The organism is Ruegeria sp. CF3, assembly GCF_056537365.1.
The window spans coordinates 1,388,408-1,404,079 of sequence record NZ_JBQFRK010000001.1 but is presented as its reverse complement, the minus strand read 5'-3'; the positions used below and the strand labels follow the sequence as shown (position 1 = coordinate 1,404,079).

The 15,672-nt window shown below is 58.6% G+C and carries 13 protein-coding genes; 8 read left to right on the top strand and 5 right to left on the bottom strand.

Translation table 11 applies throughout. The features are described from left to right. The first annotated feature begins 44 nt into the window (after positions 1–44). The 4 genes from ACR0KC_RS07075 (at position 45) to ACR0KC_RS07060 (ending at position 6,967) form a co-directional block, all read left to right on the top strand. Entirely contained in the window at positions 45–2,753 is a 2,709-nt protein-coding gene (locus tag ACR0KC_RS07075) for a DUF2339 domain-containing protein (protein ID WP_480771637.1), read from the top strand. A 164-nt stretch (positions 2,754–2,917) separates the two neighbouring features. After that, positions 2,918–5,827 carry an isoleucine--tRNA ligase gene (gene ileS / locus ACR0KC_RS07070; protein ID WP_480771636.1) on the top strand — a complete coding sequence of 970 codons (2,910 nt, stop codon included), beginning with the start codon at positions 2,918–2,920 and terminating at the stop codon, positions 5,825–5,827. Between the two features lie 137 nt (positions 5,828–5,964). After that, entirely contained in the window at positions 5,965–6,423 is a 459-nt protein-coding gene (locus ACR0KC_RS07065; protein ID WP_170397424.1) for a methylated-DNA--[protein]-cysteine S-methyltransferase, read from the top strand. Positions 6,424–6,499: 76 nt separating this feature from the next. Further along, positions 6,500–6,967 (top strand): hypothetical protein, encoded by a 468-nt coding sequence (locus tag ACR0KC_RS07060; protein WP_170733273.1) that lies wholly within the window; start codon positions 6,500–6,502, stop codon positions 6,965–6,967. Here the strand turns inward: ACR0KC_RS07060 and ACR0KC_RS07055 are convergent. From ACR0KC_RS07055 to fsa, 4 genes are all read right to left on the bottom strand, one after another. Next, entirely contained in the window at positions 6,952–7,665 is a 714-nt protein-coding gene (locus ACR0KC_RS07055) for a CDP-alcohol phosphatidyltransferase family protein (protein WP_480705595.1), read from the bottom strand. The two genes, ACR0KC_RS07060 and ACR0KC_RS07055, sit on opposite strands and share 16 nt — an antisense overlap. 54 nt (positions 7,666–7,719) lie before the next feature. Further along, entirely contained in the window at positions 7,720–8,640 is a 921-nt protein-coding gene (locus ACR0KC_RS07050; protein WP_170397419.1) for a tyrosine recombinase XerC, read from the bottom strand. Continuing rightward, positions 8,637–9,344, bottom strand: coding sequence for a DUF484 family protein (locus tag ACR0KC_RS07045; protein ID WP_170397417.1), 708 nt, complete (start codon positions 9,342–9,344; stop codon positions 8,637–8,639). The genes ACR0KC_RS07050 and ACR0KC_RS07045 overlap by 4 nt, the downstream gene beginning before the upstream one ends. A 197-nt stretch (positions 9,345–9,541) precedes the next feature. Next, positions 9,542–10,195 (bottom strand): fructose-6-phosphate aldolase, encoded by a 654-nt coding sequence (fsa, locus tag ACR0KC_RS07040; RefSeq protein ID WP_170397415.1) that lies wholly within the window; start codon positions 10,193–10,195, stop codon positions 9,542–9,544. 88 nt (positions 10,196–10,283) lie between these two features. Here fsa and ACR0KC_RS07035 point away from each other — a divergent pair, with 88 nt between their 5' ends. The 4 genes from ACR0KC_RS07035 to ACR0KC_RS07020 all read left to right on the top strand — a co-directional run bounded on the left by ACR0KC_RS07035 (position 10,284) and on the right by ACR0KC_RS07020 (position 15,179). Then, complete coding sequence (locus ACR0KC_RS07035; RefSeq protein ID WP_480737243.1) at positions 10,284–12,479, top strand: primosomal protein N'; 2,196 nt, start codon at positions 10,284–10,286, stop codon at positions 12,477–12,479. 79 nt (positions 12,480–12,558) lie between these two features. Beyond that, positions 12,559–13,791 carry an MFS transporter gene (locus ACR0KC_RS07030; RefSeq protein WP_170397410.1) on the top strand — a complete coding sequence of 411 codons (1,233 nt, stop codon included), beginning with the start codon at positions 12,559–12,561 and terminating at the stop codon, positions 13,789–13,791. Between the two features lie 66 nt (positions 13,792–13,857). Next, entirely contained in the window at positions 13,858–14,730 is an 873-nt protein-coding gene (locus ACR0KC_RS07025; RefSeq protein ID WP_480705589.1) for a 50S ribosomal protein L11 methyltransferase, read from the top strand. Positions 14,731–14,834: 104 nt separating this feature from the next. Continuing rightward, entirely contained in the window at positions 14,835–15,179 is a 345-nt protein-coding gene (locus ACR0KC_RS07020) for a hypothetical protein (RefSeq protein ID WP_170397406.1), read from the top strand. A gap of 108 nt (positions 15,180–15,287) precedes the next feature. Here ACR0KC_RS07020 and ACR0KC_RS07015 read toward each other — a convergent pair whose 3' ends face one another. Then, a complete protein-coding gene (locus ACR0KC_RS07015) occupies positions 15,288–15,503 on the bottom strand; it encodes a DUF1127 domain-containing protein (protein WP_170397404.1) in 216 nt (71 codons plus the stop codon). Positions 15,504–15,672 lie beyond the last annotated feature (169 nt).

Genomic DNA, 15,672 nt, shown 5'->3' with positions numbered 1-15,672 from the left:
TGTCTGCACGGTACGTTTGGCGCATCGCATCCCGGAGGTTTCGGTTGGAATCCTTGCTTGTCCTCGTTGGTCTGATCGTTCTGGCCATTCCTGTTTCGATCATCGCTTTGCTGATTGGTCAATCGCGGTTGCGTAAGCGCGTCGATCAGCTTGAGCGGCAATTGGCCAGGCAAATACCGGAAAGCGGCGCCGAAACCTCCAAGACATCAAGGCCGGAGCCGAAGACGACGCAAACCAAGCATGATCCCTGGGCCGCGGCGAAAACCTCGTCTACCACTGACGAAAGCCCATCGGATGCGCCGCAGGCCGTTGAGGCCGCCGATCCTCCTGCCACCATCGTTTTTCGTGAGGAAAAGATCGCCGCGCTGGGCGCGTGGTTGCGTGAGAACTGGTTCTATGCGGTTTCGGCGCTGTCACTGGCCTTGGCCGGGATATTTCTGGTGCAATACGGGGTTGAGAACGGGCTGTTGCCACCCACCGCGCGGGTCGCCGCAGCCCTGATCTTTGGCCTTCTGCTGATTGGGTCAGGTGAAGTGATCCGCCGCCGCTTTGGCGATGACGAGGACGCGTCGACCGCTTATTTACCATCGGTCTTCTCGGGCGCAGGTCTGGTGACCCTGTTCGGAGGGGTTCTGGCCGCGCGCCAGCTTTATGATCTGATCGGCCCCGAGGCCGCTCTGGCCGGTCTCGTTATCATCGCTCTGTTTGCGTTGGTCTTGGGATGGTTCCACGGGCCGCTGCTCGCCGCCGTAGGCCTAATTGGAGCCTTTGCCGCGCCCTTTTTGGTTGGAGGCGCATCGGACGATCCCAATTGGCTTTATGGTTATTTCTTTATCATCGCCATTTTGGGCTTGGGTATCGATACCGTCAGGCGTTGGGCATGGATTTCCATTTTGACGCTAGTAGGTGCATACGGGGCGGCGTTTTTGCTGGTGCTGTCTTCCCCCTCCACGGAACCGGGGTATCTGACCTGTGTGACAGCACTGGCGCTGATTGCGATGGCGATACCCGTGCGCAGTATCTGGCCCGACCACACCGGCCCGATGATTGCCGAGGTCATCCGGCGACGGAAAGGGGATCCATGGCCCGAGTTTCCAACCCGAATTGCCTTTGGTGCGGTTCTCACCAGTTCCATCATCCTGTCGCTGCATTGGTCGGATTCAAGCTGTGAGTTTTGGCTGGGCGTTGCACTGTTTACCGCTTTGATACTGGCGCTGATCCTTTGGACAAAAGCTGCGCGTGCGTTGCAGGATGTGACGGTGCTGCCTGCGTTGGGTCTGATCTGGTTTGTTCTGCTGCACGGGTTGGACGGTGGCTCCGTGTGGCGCGGCTTTGCCGACACATACGTGGAAACGGCCGAGGCCGATTATCCTTGGGTAGTCACGCTATTGGTTGCCCTCGGGGCCTTGATCAGCGTGCTCGCTGCGTGGCGGTCCTTCCACGCCGGGCGCTACGCTGTGGTCTGGGCCGGTGGTGCAGCCCTATATGCCCCGACGCTGGCGATCGCGCTTGAAGTAGGATGGCAGCCTGCAAACGTGATCGGAGCTTATGCGTGGGCCTTACACGCAATCGCATTAGGCGCGATGATGGTGGTTTTGGCCGAACGGTTTGCGCGGGCCGATGGTGAGAAACGGATGCGGCCTGCCCTGGCAACTCTGTCTGCGCTATCGTGCCTTAGCTTTGCTTGCATCATCGTACTCAGCTCTGCCGCTTTGACGGTAGCACTTGTCGCCATGATTGTTGTGGCCGCGGCGCTGGACCGGCGATTTGTTCTGGCTCCGATGAGTTGGTTCATTTGGGCGGGTGTGTTCACGGTGACCGTACGGCTTGTGCTCGACCCGGGGCTCGATTGGGCCGAAACCGCGCCGTTGATCGAAATGACCTTGGTCTATGCGGTGGCGGTTGCCGGGTTCATCATGGGGTGGGCGTTGCTAAGGTCCTTGGACCGCCCGATTGCCTCATTGCTGCTTGAAAGCGCGGCCTGGGCAACGGCGGGAATACTGCTATCGCTCTTGTTGCTGCGCTGGCTGGAAAGCTTCGGAGAAGGCGGCGCGACAGACAGCCATTGGGGGCTGGGGCTGCTGGCGGTGATCTGGCTGCTGCTGGCTTTTGCACAAATACAGCGGTTCGAGCTTGGCGGTAAGCTGAACTACGCGCGTTACGCGCTCGCGGCGTTCTTTGCGGCACACGGCATGATGCGTCTGGTTCAGGCTTTGTCTGAGGCTAACCCGTTGCTCGACCCATTTGCCGATCCCGTGCTCGGCCCGCCGGTGCTGAACACGTTGGCGGTGGCCTATCTGTTGCCTGCGCTGGCCATCGGCTTCTCGGCTTGGCGCGTCGTGACGCAGCCCGTGCTACTGAAGCAGATCAGTTATGGGGTCGCCGGTGCCCTGATCGCTTTTTGGCTGGGGCTTACAATCCGTCATGTCTGGCAGGGGGCGAGTGGCATGTATGAAGGCAACGGCGTCACCCAGCCCGAGCTTTATTCATACACCATCACCTTGTTGGTGGTCGGCGCAGGGTTGTTCTACCAGTCGCTGGCCCGCCGGTCCGATTTGATGCGTAAGGCCGGTTTGGCCGTGATTGGCCTCGCGGTGGCCAAGGTGTTTCTGATCGATATTGCCGGATTGGGCGGGCTGATCCGGGTGTTTTCGCTGTTGGCGCTCGGTCTCGCACTGGCGGGTCTTGCATGGCTCAATCGCTGGGCCAAGCTGCGCCATTCGTCGCAAGACCCGGAACCTCTGGACCATTGAGAGCAGGCGTCCTATAAGCGCGGCCATGTTTGACCGGCTGGCCATCATTATTCGAATTATATCCCCGGCGCTCTGATATCGCGAGACGCCGGGCAAAGGTGCTTGAGTTATCGCACTGACCGCTTCGATCCATACACGACCAGAACATCCTGAGGACGCCCCAAATGTGCGCCGAAACACCTGACTACAAAGACACGCTGAACCTGCCGAAAACCGAATTCCCCATGCGTGCAGGCCTGCCCAAGCGCGAACCCGCATGGCTCGACCGCTGGGAAAAGATCGGCGTCTATGACCGCCTTCGCGAGAAAGAGGGCCGCAAGCCTTTTACCCTGCATGACGGCCCTCCTTACGCGAACGGCCACCTGCATATCGGCCACGCACTGAACAAGACCATCAAGGACATGATCGTTCGGTCCCATCAGATGATGGGCTACGATTCACGCTATGTACCTGGCTGGGACTGCCACGGTCTGCCCATCGAATGGAAGATCGAGGAACAGTATCGCAAGAAGGGCAAGAACAAGGACGAGGTGAACATCGTCGACTTCCGTCAGGAATGCCGCAAGTTCGCCGAAGGCTGGATCGACATCCAACGTGAAGAGTTCAAGCGTCTGGGTATCACCGGCAACTGGCCCGATCCCTACATCACGATGGACTATCACGCCGAGGCCGTGATCGCGGATGAGTTCATGAAGTTCCTGATGAATGGGACGCTTTATCAAGGCTCGAAACCCGTGATGTGGTCGCCCATCGAGAAGACGGCTCTGGCCGAGGCCGAGGTCGAGTATCACGACAAGGAAAGCTTCACCATCTGGGTGAAGTTCAAGGTTGTGAACACCGGCGATGTGACGCTGGACAACGCTTATGTGGTGATCTGGACGACGACCCCATGGACGATGCCTTCGAATAAGGCCGTGGTCTATGGCGAGGATATCTCCTACGGTCTCTACGAAGTCATCGGCCGCCCCGAGGAGTGCTGGGCGCGGATCGGTGAACGCTATCTACTGGCTGATGACCGTGCGGCGGATGTGTTTGCCCGCGCGCGTCTGGACGATACGATGTACCGCCGCCTGTGTGATGTCACGCAGGAGGATCTTGCCAAGATCCAACTGGCACACCCGCTGGCCGGGGCCGAAGGTGGCAATGGCGAATGGGACGACATCCGCGATTTCCGCGCCGCTGAGTTTGTGACCGACACCGAAGGCACTGGCTTTGTCCACTGCGCGCCGTCGCACGGGATGGAGGAATTCGAGCTTTACCGTGATCTGGGGATGTTGGAACAGGTCATCACTTACAACGTGATGGATGATGGCAGCTTCCGCGCCGATCTACCGTTCTTTGGCGGTAAATACATCCTGTCCCGTAAGGGCGGTGAAGGCGATGCGAACAAGGCCGTCATCGACAAGTTGGCCGAGGTTGGCGGGCTGCTGGCGCGTGGCAAAATCAAGCACAGCTATCCGCATTCGTGGCGCTCGAAGGCGCCGATCATCTACCGGAACACGCCGCAGTGGTTTGCCTCGGTCGACCGCAAGCTGGAGGACGGCATGGGCGAGATGGGCGATTCCATCCGTGAACGTGCCCTGCGCTCGATTGATGAACTGGTGAAATGGACGCCGCAGACCGGCCGCAACCGTCTGTATTCCATGATCGAAGCACGCCCGGACTGGGTCCTGTCGCGCCAACGCGCCTGGGGAGTGCCGCTGACCTGCTTCACCAAGAAGGGGGCATTGCCGACCGACGCGGACTACCTGCTGCGCAATGACGAACTCAATGCCCGCATCAAAGCCGCGTTTGAGAAGGATGGCGCAGACGTCTGGTACACGGTCGGGTTCAAGGAGAAGATCCTCGACGGTATCGCGAACCCCGACGACTACGATCAGGTGTTCGACGTGCTGGATGTGTGGTTCGACTCTGGCTCGACCCATGCCTTTGTGCTGCGTGATCGTGAGGACGGGACCGCGGACGGTATCGCTGACGTCTATATGGAAGGCACCGACCAGCACCGCGGGTGGTTCCATTCGTCGATGCTGCAGGCTTGCGGCACCAAGGGGCGTGCACCATACCGCAACGTAGTGACCCACGGATTTACGCTGGATTCCAAGGGCAACAAGATGTCCAAATCGCTGGGCAACACCATCGTGCCGGAAGAGGTCGTTAAACAATACGGCGCCGATATCCTGCGCTTGTGGGTGGCTCAGACCGACTACACCGCCGACCAGCGGATCGGACCGGAGATCCTGAAAGGGACAGCCGACAGCTATCGCCGCCTGCGCAATACCATGCGGTTCATGCTGGGCTCGCTGGCGGACTTCACCGAAGCGGATCGGGTTGCGCCTGAAGATATGCCGCGCCTGGAGCGCTGGGTGTTAAGCCGACTGGCCGATCTGGATGAGCAGGTGCGCAAAGGTTATGCAGCATTTGACTTCCAGGGTGTATTCAGCGCCGTATTCACATTCGCCACGGTTGACCTGTCATCGTTCTATTTCGATGTCCGTAAAGACGCGCTTTATTGCGACGGTGACAGCCTACGCCGCCGTGCCGCGCGGACTGTGCTAGATATCCTATTCCACCGTCTGACCACATGGCTGGCCCCAGTTCTGGTCTTCACCATGGAAGAGGTCTGGCTGGAACGGTTCCCGGCCGATGATAGTTCGGTCCATTTAATGGATTTCCCTGAAACGCCCGCTGATTGGCGCCATGAAGAACTGGAAGCCAGCATGGCCAAAGTCCGCCGCGTTCGCCGCGCCGTGACCGCTGCGCTGGAAATTCAACGTCAGGACAAGGTGATCGGATCCAGCCTTGAGGCCGCACCGATCGTGCATGTCGAAGATCAGGAAACCCGCGATCTGCTTGCGACCTTCGACGTGGATGACATGTGCATCACTTCTGGTCTGGCCGTCACAGGCGATCCGGCTCCGGCCGAGGCGTTCCGTGTGCCGGAAATCGAGGGCGTAGCTGTAGTGTTCGAAAAAGCCCAAGGCGACAAATGCCAGCGCTGCTGGAAAATCCTTCCTGATGTTGGGCTGCACGCCCATCCGGGCGTATGCGGGCGCTGCAACGAGGCGCTGAGCTGACATTCGAACGGAGCGCGAGAGAGAGATCGCTGATGCGAGGCTCTGCCTCGCGCTCCGAGGTATTTTTGGCCAGATGAAGAGGCGGATCGTCAGGATTCGGGTTGCAGGTGTGGTGAAACATCTGCAACCGTTCTCTTATGCCGATGATCGCCGTAGAAACTCAGTTTGGTTGCCTTGGTGTCGAAGAGACCAGCGGCGCCATCACGCGTCTTGTCTGGAATGGCCGTGACGAAGGTCTAGCCACCCCGGTTCTGCGAGAAGCGGCGGCGCAGTTGCGTGCCTATGACGAAGGGCGTTTGCAGCAGTTCGAACTGCCCTACCGGATCAAGGGATCGGAATTTCAGCGTCAGGTGTGCGATGCAATGTATGCTATCCCATTTGGTGATACGCGCACCTATGGCGAGTTGGCTAACGACCTTGGCTACTCGGCGCAGGCGGTTGGGCGCGGATGCGGGGGAAATCCCATCCCAATAATTATTCCTTGTCACCGGGTTCTGGGTGCTGATGGGAAGATGGTTGGGTTTTCAGGTCACGGCGGTGTTGAGACCAAAGTGGCTCTGCTGCGTCACGAAGGTGCTGCCAGCCTGTTGATCTGATCGGTACTTATCTGTTGCAATCGGAGCGGCACGGCCCCAACCTATATCGAATAGTGAATTTGAAGGACCGAATTGAATGACCGGCCAGATAGACCCCGCCGCACGTAAGAAAGCCATCATCGATCATCTGATGTCTTTGGAAGAACAGGAACTGGCAACCGCACAGGCACATTATGATGCCTTCCTTAAGGACTCACAGTTGGATGACCGAGAAGGGCATGACAAGGACGACATCGCTGCCTCGCGCGAGAATGCAGATCTGGCGGCCGCCTTTGATGCGCCTGTTCATGCGCATCACGCCAAGATTGACGTGATCGAGAACACCGATTTTGGCCTCACGGATACGGTGCAGCCCGGCGCCGTAATCAAGTTCAACAATCGCCGCTTCGTCGTATGTGTCTCAACGACTCGGTTTGAGGTGGACGGCAAAACCTACATGGGCATTTCGACCCAAAGCCCGATCTATCTGGCTATGGTTGGCCTGCAAGAGGGTGACGTGTTCACCCATAACGGGACAGAGTTTGAGGTTCAGGAAGTCTTGTAATCCCGGGCCTTGCGCGGCGGAATGATCTGCTGCGCAATACCGGCCGAGACCAAATACAAGCTGGTGATCACCAGCCCCCAATGGGCCCAGCTTTCGGGGTGAAAGTCGACCCAGGCGGCCCAGCCTGCAAAAAATGTCCACGCAAAAGCCATAGGCAATGACAGGGTGCGCCAACGCTCGGTCCGGACTGGGTGAATGAATTTCAGCGGCAGGAACATTGCGACAGCCAGCAAGGTGACCAGCAGCAGGATGACCCAGAAGTTGGGCTCCAGGGCGAAGATCGCAATGACGAACATGTTCCAGCAACCTGGAAAGCCAGAGAAGGAATTATCCTTGGTTTTCATACGTGTATCCGCAAAGTACATCGCACTTGCAAAGGTGATGACGATGATTGCGAACCAGCCGGTCCAACCGTCCATCAGACCCGATTTGAACAGGGCAAAGGCAGGGATGAAAACATAGGTCAAATAGTCGATGATCAGGTCCAGCAAGACTCCGTCAAACTCGGGTGCGTTCTTCTTAACGTGATAGTGCCGCGCCAGCGGGCCATCGATGCCATCGACGATGAACGAGACAACGAGCCAGAGATACATCAGGCTCCATTTCTCTTCGACTGCTGCCAACATGGCGAGCATTGCGAAAACGGCACCTGTAGCGGTGAAGAGATGAACGGAAAGCGCTTTGAATCTGAGTGTCATGGTGGTGTCATGACGGAAGCAAGGCGCAGATGCAAAGCAAAAAGGGTCTTTGCTTCAGGCTTTTGGGTGCGTGCGGTTATAGACTTCCATCAACCGGGCCGTATCGACTGCGGTATAGGTCTGTGTGGTGGAAAGCGAGGCGTGGCCCAAAAGCTCTTGTATCGCGCGCAGGTCACCACCCGCAGACAGCAGATGGGTAGCAAAGCTGTGGCGCATCGCGTGTGGGGTGGCCGTCGCGGGCAGGCCAAGTTGCATCCGTGCCTTGGCGACCACAGCCTGAATGATTCCGGGGTTGAGCGGGCCGCCCCTGACACCTCGGAACAACGCCTTATCAGGGGATTGCGGATGTGGGCAGAGGTGAAGATAGCGATCCACCGAAGCCCGAGCGGCAGGCAAGACCGGTACGATTCTTTCCTTATCGCCCTTACCCGATATGCGCAGCGTTTCTGGCAGAGGAGCGTCCACACCGGTCAAAGACAACGCCTCGGAAATCCGCAACCCGCACCCGTAGAGGAGCGTCACAACTGCAACATCCCGTGCAGCGACCCAGTCCGATGAGGATTGTAGCTCGACCGTGTCGATCATTGCGCGCGCGGCATCTTCGGCCAGAGGTCGGGGCAGTTTCTTGGTAAATTTGGGCGCTCGGGTGGACAGCACCGCAGTAGGTTCGAACCCTTCGCGTTCGGCCAACCAGCGATAGAAGGTTTTGACGGCAGAAAGCTTGCGCGCCAGAGATCGCGCGCCGACATCAGAATTTCGCTGCTCTGCCATCCAGGCCCGCATGTCAGAAACGCTGATGCGTTCCAGCGCGGCCAGCCCTTGGCGCTCGCTGTGATGCAAGGTCATGAAGGACAGGAATTCTGTCACGTCGCCGCGATAGGCGTTGAGCGTATTTTCAGACCGCCCCGCCAGCGCCCCCAGACTGTCCAGCCAATGCTGCAGAGCATCGCGGCAGGCTGGGGAAATCAGGCTCACGACAGCCAGTGGCGCATAGAGCGTTCGAACACGCCGGCAAAGAAGGCAAGAAGATCAGTGCCAAGCTGAGGTGAGAAATGCCTCGGATCGCGCGCGCCCATGACAATCATGCCGGGTAGGCGGCCAGTGCCAAGATCGAGTTTCAGGCAGGCCTCGGATCGTAGCTGATCGGCTTGTTTACCGTAAACTTGCGGATTGGGATGGCGGATTTCGCGCAAGGTAACCTCGCGCGGCTGACCGTTGCGGTCAGCGGTCAGATAGCTATCGATAAAGCCGGGCTCAGCCACAGTCAGCACGCCGCCGAGCTGGTTCACTACCGGATCATCGCGTACGACGGTTGTTTCGAGGACCAGAGTGATGTGATCGACTCGCAGGATTTCGGCCACGTCATTGCCTAGCGCGCGCAGGAAATCCTCGAACACGGTTGGCTCCAACAGGCGAAGAATGGCGCGATGCACCTGATTTGTGCCCGCCAAGTTCTCATACGCCGCCGCGATGACTGAGCGATGAGTGTCCTCAAGGCGGTCAAGACGCGCCTCAAGCCGCTGCATGGCGATACCGCGCAGGTCGATAACGTTGTCACCACGCGCCTGCTCATTTGCAGCCACCAAGGCCTGCATCAGGTCTTTGTCATCCAGCACGGCGTCAGGCTCAGCCAGAATTGCGGCGCGGAGATTGTCCTTGAGTTTAGGATCGCTGCTCATGTCCCGTCCGGTCGTTTTTTTTGTTTGGCGGGCTTATAACATGGGTTGCTGGATTTGCCTTGGGAAAAATGCACGCGAGAGGCGAATTTCATCGCTGCTGTAGCGGGCGCTCCCGCCTGCCCGGCGCTGATCAAAGATCAGCTTTTGCCGTTGGGCCGGGCGCGGTGCCTGATGGCACCGCGCGGCAATGCTTGGGATCAGAGGATTTTCTGACCTGTCTTGGCCCAGTCGGCCAGGAAAGTTTCAAGGCCTTTGTCGGTCAGCGGGTGGTCGGCCAGTTTTTTGATCACGCCCGGAGGTGCTGTAATCACGTCAGCCCCGATGCGGGCACTGTCGGTCACGTGGTTTACGGTGCGGATCGAGGCGGCGAGGATTTCGGTCTCGAACCCGTAATTGTCATAAACTTGGCGAATATCTGCGATCAGGTCCATGCCATCGAGGTTGATATCATCCAGACGTCCGATGAACGGCGAGATGAAGGTCGCGCCCGCCTTGGCGGCCAGAATGGCCTGATTGGTCGAGAAGCACAGGGTCACGTTGACCATCTGGCCTTCGTCGGTCAGTGTTTTACAGGTTTTCAAACCGGCCCATGTCAGCGGCACTTTGACTGCGATGTTGGGCGCGATCTTGGCCAGCTTACGGCCTTCGGCGATCATGTCGTCGGCCTCGGTGGCGACAACTTCGGCCGAGACGGGGCCGTCGACCAGATCACAGATCTCTTTGGTGACTTCCAGAATGTCGCGGCCCGATTTCAGGATCAGCGAGGGGTTAGTGGTTACGCCGTCCACCATGCCCAGATCGTTCAGTTCGGCGATGGCGTCGATTTCGGCGGTGTCTACGAAGAATTTCATGAGGGCAGTCCTTTGATGGGTTGGCCTTGGTCGCGGATGGCTTTACCTCAAAGAGACCCATGCTGGAACCCCCTGCGAAGGATATGCCGTGAGCGCTAACGGATTTTTCGACGAAGGAGAGCTGGTTGCGGTGCTGACCACGCAGCCGCTGGACCGGACGTTGGATTACAAAGCGCCCGAGGGCGGGTGCTTTCTTGGGGCGTTTGTCGAGGTGCCCTTGGGCCCGCGCAAAGTCTTGGGTGTGGTTTGGGGGCCGGGGCAGGGTGGTTTTGATCTGGCCAAGGCGCGGTCGGTGAACCGGGTGCTTGAGGTCGCGCCGATGCGTGAAGAAATGCGGGTGTTTCTGGGGAAAGTGGCTGACTACACCCTGACGCCGATGCCTGCGATGCTGCGGCTAGCAACGCGCGCGCCGGGGTTGGGCGATCCGCCCTCGATGCGCAAGGTTTATCGTTTGGGCGGTGGTCAACCGGACCGAATGACCGACGCACGAATGCGGGTACTTGAAGTTTTGCGAGACTATGGCGGCTTGGCCTTTACGCTGAAGGAACTGGCCGAGCAAGCGGGGGTCACATCTTCGGTCATTAAGGGGTTGGTCAAACAGAACGCTGTGCGTGAAGAGGACAGCCCGCGTGATCTTCCCTATCCTCATCTTGATCCTGAATTGCCGGGAAAGGACCTGACCGAGGATCAGGCGGAGGCCGTGATGCGGCTTCAGACTGGGCAACGGACGGGAGATTATGGAACGACTCTTCTGAAAGGGGTGACGGGCTCGGGCAAGACCGAGGTTTATCTTGAGGCGGTCGCCGAGGCCCTGCGCGTGGGGCGGCAAGCACTGGTCTTGCTGCCCGAGATCGCGCTTACGGCTGAATTTCTGACCCGTGTCGAGGCGCGATTTGGTGCGCGTCCGGCTGAGTGGCATTCGGGCGCGACCATGACCGAACGTCGCCGGGTTTGGCGGATGGTCGGTCAGGGTGATGCGCAACTGGTCGTTGGGGCCCGGTCAGCACTGTTTCTTCCATTTCGTGATCTTGGTCTCGTAGTTGTCGATGAAGAACACGACACCTCGTACAAACAAGAAGATGGGGTGCATTATAGTGCGCGGGATATGGCCGTTCTGCGTTCGGCCATCTGCGGAGCGCGGGTGATTCTGGCCAGCGCGACGCCTTCACTGGAAAGCTGGGCCAATGCCGAGGCGGGTAAATACGAGCGGCTGGACCTGACCTCGCGTTTTGGTGCAGCAGTCCTGCCCGAAATGAAGCCGATCGACATGCGCGCCGAGCAGATGCAGGCCGGGACTTGGATTTCCCCCTCGCTGCGGCAGTCGGTGCAACAGCGTATCGAACGCGAAGAGCAGTCACTGCTGTTCATCAACCGCCGTGGCTATGCGCCCGTGACACTATGCCGGGCGTGCGGGGAGCAGATTGCCTGCGATCATTGCGACGCGCGAATGGTTGAACATCGGTTCCTCAAGCGTCTGATGTGCCATCAATGTGGTGAGACCAAGCCAATGCCAGAGGCCTGCCCATCCTGCGGGGTCGAGGGTAAACTGGCACCGGTCGGACCCGGGATTGAACGGCTGGCAGAAGAAGCCGAGGCGGCGTTCCCTGAAGCCAAAATCGCTATGCTCAGCTCTGATCTGTTTGGTTCGGCTCGTGCCCTGAAGGCCAAGATCGAAGAGATTGCCGAAGGCGATGCGGATATCGTTATCGGGACGCAACTCGTGGCCAAAGGACATAATTTTCCAAAGCTGACGCTGGTTGGGGTGATCGATGCGGACCTTAGCCTGCATGGTGCTGACCTGCGCGCGGCGGAACGAACTTTTCAATTGATGCGGCAGGTAGCGGGCCGGGCAGGTCGTGCGGAAAAACCGGGGCAGGCGTTGTTGCAGACATTCCAGCCGGAACATCCGGTGATCCGGGCGACTCTATCGGGCGATGAAGAAGGGTTCTGGAAGGCTGAAGCCGCCGGGCGTCAGGCCGCCGGGGTGCCGCCTTATGGTCGAATGGCCGGGATTGTCCTGTCTGGCCCCGAGGTCGGGCCGGTCTTCGACATCGGCAACGCCATGGCGCGCAACGATGCGCCGTTGCGCGATGTTGGTGCTCAGGTATTTGGCCCTGCTCCAGCCCCGATCGCGCGCATACGCGGGCGTCACCGCGTCCGGCTGTTAGTCAAAGCCCCGAAAGGTGCGCCTATTCAGGACGCCATAGCCCGCTGGATCGCCCCGTTGAAGTTGAAAGGCGATATCCGCCTGACCGTGGATATCGATCCGCAAAGCTTCTACTGACCCCTGCATCAGTGCAGAGCCGCTGTGCGCCGGCCGCTTTCCCCTCGCCAAAAAGTACAAATGGGCGTAGAGCATCCTCATGCTGAAACCCATGCCCTTGTCTGAGGCGCAGAGTCTTCCGCTCTGGCGCCGCCCTATGACGCTCTTGTTCGTGATGGCGTTGACCATGCCGATCGCGTTTAACGCGTGGAGTGCATTGCTGAACAATTTCGTCATCGAGGCGGCGAACTTCGACGGGGCGGATATCGGGCTTTTGCACACGGTACGCGAGATTCCGGGCTTTCTGGCCGTTGGCGTGATTGCGGTGATCATTTTCATCCGCGAGCAGGTACTGGCCATGATCTCATTGATGATGTTGGGCGTGGCGACGGCGGTGACGGCCTGGTTTCCCAGCCTTGGCGGGCTGCTGTTTGTGACGCTGTTCAGCTCGATCGGGTTTCACTACTATGAGACGGTGAACCAGTCACTGCAGCTGCAATGGCTGCCTAAAGACCGTGCGCCGCAGGTGCTTGGCTGGCTGGTGGCTATGGGCTCGGCTGCGACGGCTGTGGTCTATGGCTTGATCGTCCTGACATGGGACCGCTTCGACCTGTCCTATAACTTCGTGTTCATGGCGGCAGGCGGCGTGACAACTTTGCTGGCAGTGTTTTGCTTGATTGCTTACCCGCAATTCGACGCACCGACGCCGCAAACCAAGAAGCTGATCCTACGCCGCCGCTACTGGCTGTATTATGCATTACAGTTCATGGCGGGCGCGCGGCGGCAGATTTTTGTCGTGTTCGCCGGTTTCATGATGGTCGAGAAATTCGGCTTTGAAGTACACGAACTGACCAGCCTTTACCTGATCAACCTTATGATCAACATGATGGCGGCTCCGCTGCTGGGCAAGGCAGTCGCGCGGTTTGGCGAACGCCGCACTCTGATCTTTGAATATGCCGGGCTCGCCATCGTTTTCGCAGCCTATGGCGGCATCTACTGGTTTAGCTGGGGCGTGCTGCTGGCGGCGATTCTCTATGTGATCGACCATGTGCTGTTTGCTCTGGCGTTGGCTTTGAAAACTTATTTCCAGAAGATCGCCGACCCGGCGGATATTGCGCCCACTGCGGCGGTGGCATTTACCATAAATCATATCGCCGCTGTTTTCCTGCCAGCACTTTTAGGTCTGCTATGGGTCGTTTCGCCCGGCGCAGTGTTTGGTTTGGCCGCTGCAATGGCGATCATCTCGCTTCTGCTGTCACTACTGATCCCGCGTCATCCGGAACCGGGCAACGAAACCATCCTGTCGAAATACGCCCCCGCGCCCGCCGAATAAGCGACTCCGCTTGACCTTGGCGGTCGGTGCCCCTAGGCGCTGTTTCGATCGAAACAGGAGGCCCCCATGCCAACATTCACTGCTCTGACCACTTTGAACGGCAAGAAAGCCGCCGAAGGATTGGGCGAGGCGATGGAACGGCTGGACCCGGAACCAACCGGCGTCGGCGTGTTCGAGGTCGAGGATGGCTCGGGCCTGTGGGAGGTCGGCGGCTATTTTACCGAAACCCCGGATGAAACCGCGCTGGCGGTTCTGGCCGCCGCGTTCGAGGCCAAGCCCTTTGTGGTCTCGGAACTGCCCGAAACGGATTGGGTCGCCCATGTCCGCCGCGAACTAGCCCCGGTCGAGGCCGGTCGGTTTTTTGTCTATGGAAGCCATGATGCCGACAAACTGCCCGAAGGCCGCATTCCGCTGCTGATCGAAGCTGCGATGGCCTTTGGCACGGGGCACCACGGGACAACGCTTGGTTGCCTCAAGGCTTTGGACCATCTTCTGGATGATGGGTTCACGGCCAGCAAGGTTGCCGATATCGGCTGTGGCACCGCCGTATTGGCGATGGCCGCAGCGCGGGTCTGGGAGGGCGATATTGTCGCCAGCGACATTGATGAGGTTGCCGTCGACGTGGCCGAGGCCAACCTTCGGGCGAACGGTATGGCGGGTGCGGTTAAATGCGTTGAAGCGGCAGGTTTCGATCACCCGGATCTGAAGGCGCGTGCGCCTTACGATCTGATATTCGCCAATATCCTAAAAGGTCCGCTCGTGGCCCTTTCGCCTGAAATTTCGGCGAACCTGCGGGGGGGGGGACAAGCGATTCTATCGGGAATCCTCAATGAACAGGCCGATGACGTGATCTCGGTTTATCTCCAAAACGGCTTCAATCTGGTTCGCCAGGATCGGATTGGTGAGTGGGCGACGCTAATCTTAAGCAAACAGGGCTGAATTTAGGCCATTTACGGGAGTTTTGTGGATTTTTGCCACGTTTTTGTCGCATTCTCTAATTACCGTCTTTCAATGCACTCGGGGGGCGGTTTTCGGAGGCTGCCATGACAGGAAAACAACTCGAATTCGATCAACGCATCTCGCGTTTGAACAAAAAGCACCAGAAACTCAGCCGCGGCTATCGCGCCACGTTGCGCTCAGACGGGCTGGTGGTGATGAAACCACAGCGTATGCGTTCAGCAGTTCCAGCGAGGGTTTTGTTACTGTGTTTGGTTGGCTTCTTTGCCTTCAAGGCCTTTTTACTGTCTCACCTTGGCCCGACTGCGTACGAAACGCGTGTTGAAAGCCTGAATCAGGGCACGCCGGTTGAGAAAGCGGGCGCCTGGATCATGCAGGCCGATCCGGTGACCGCGTTTTTCTCGAGCCAACTGAACAAGGTATGGTTCTAACCGGATATCTTGCACCCTCCTAATAAAAACACCGCATGCCTCACGGCGTGCGGTGTTTCTGTTTGCCCCACAGGGAGGAGGAAGGGGCTTATGCGGTAGTCCGTTATCTCAGTAACGGCGGCCTTCGGCGACAACGTCGATGTCGCCGCGGCATAGTCCGATATCGTCCAGTTCGCGGTCAGAAAGACCGTTCAGCGCGTTACGGGTTGCGCGGGCGTCATTCCATTCAACAACGGCGTTTACAACCGATGCAAAAAGTGCGCCGATACGGCCGACGAGGCCGAATGAGCCAGTGGTGGTGCGGGTGGTATCCAGTGCAGCCATATCCTGTTTCCTTCTGGTTTGTGTTAAACTCTGATCTTGCGATCTGAGCGGCATCTAGTGATGAGTTTCGCCGTGCGCAAGCGCAGAAATTGCATGTGTCCTATGCATTTTTTGCAACGCTCGAAATTGATGAAAACCCCTTAAATCATTGGTTAAAGTTCGATCGGAA

Bases quoted from the DNA above. Each gene is read 5' to 3' on its own strand.
- ACR0KC_RS07045 (WP_170397417.1), bottom strand. From the start codon at position 9,344: ATGAGCAGCGATCCTAAACTCAAGGACAATCTCCGCGCCGCAATTCTG.
- ACR0KC_RS07060 (WP_170733273.1), top strand. From the start codon at position 6,500: ATGACCGGCCAGATAGACCCCGCCGCACGTAAGAAAGCCATCATCGAT.
- ACR0KC_RS07015 (WP_170397404.1), bottom strand. From the start codon at position 15,503: ATGGCTGCACTGGATACCACCCGCACCACCACTGGCTCATTCGGCCTC.
- ileS (WP_480771636.1), top strand. From the start codon at position 2,918: ATGTGCGCCGAAACACCTGACTACAAAGACACGCTGAACCTGCCGAAA.
- ACR0KC_RS07030 (WP_170397410.1), top strand. From the start codon at position 12,559: ATGCTGAAACCCATGCCCTTGTCTGAGGCGCAGAGTCTTCCGCTCTGG.
- ACR0KC_RS07065 (WP_170397424.1), top strand. From the start codon at position 5,965: ATGCCGATGATCGCCGTAGAAACTCAGTTTGGTTGCCTTGGTGTCGAA.
- ACR0KC_RS07020 (WP_170397406.1), top strand. From the start codon at position 14,835: ATGACAGGAAAACAACTCGAATTCGATCAACGCATCTCGCGTTTGAAC.
- ACR0KC_RS07025 (WP_480705589.1), top strand. From the start codon at position 13,858: ATGCCAACATTCACTGCTCTGACCACTTTGAACGGCAAGAAAGCCGCC.
- ACR0KC_RS07055 (WP_480705595.1), bottom strand. From the start codon at position 7,665: ATGACACTCAGATTCAAAGCGCTTTCCGTTCATCTCTTCACCGCTACA.
- fsa (WP_170397415.1), bottom strand. From the start codon at position 10,195: ATGAAATTCTTCGTAGACACCGCCGAAATCGACGCCATCGCCGAACTG.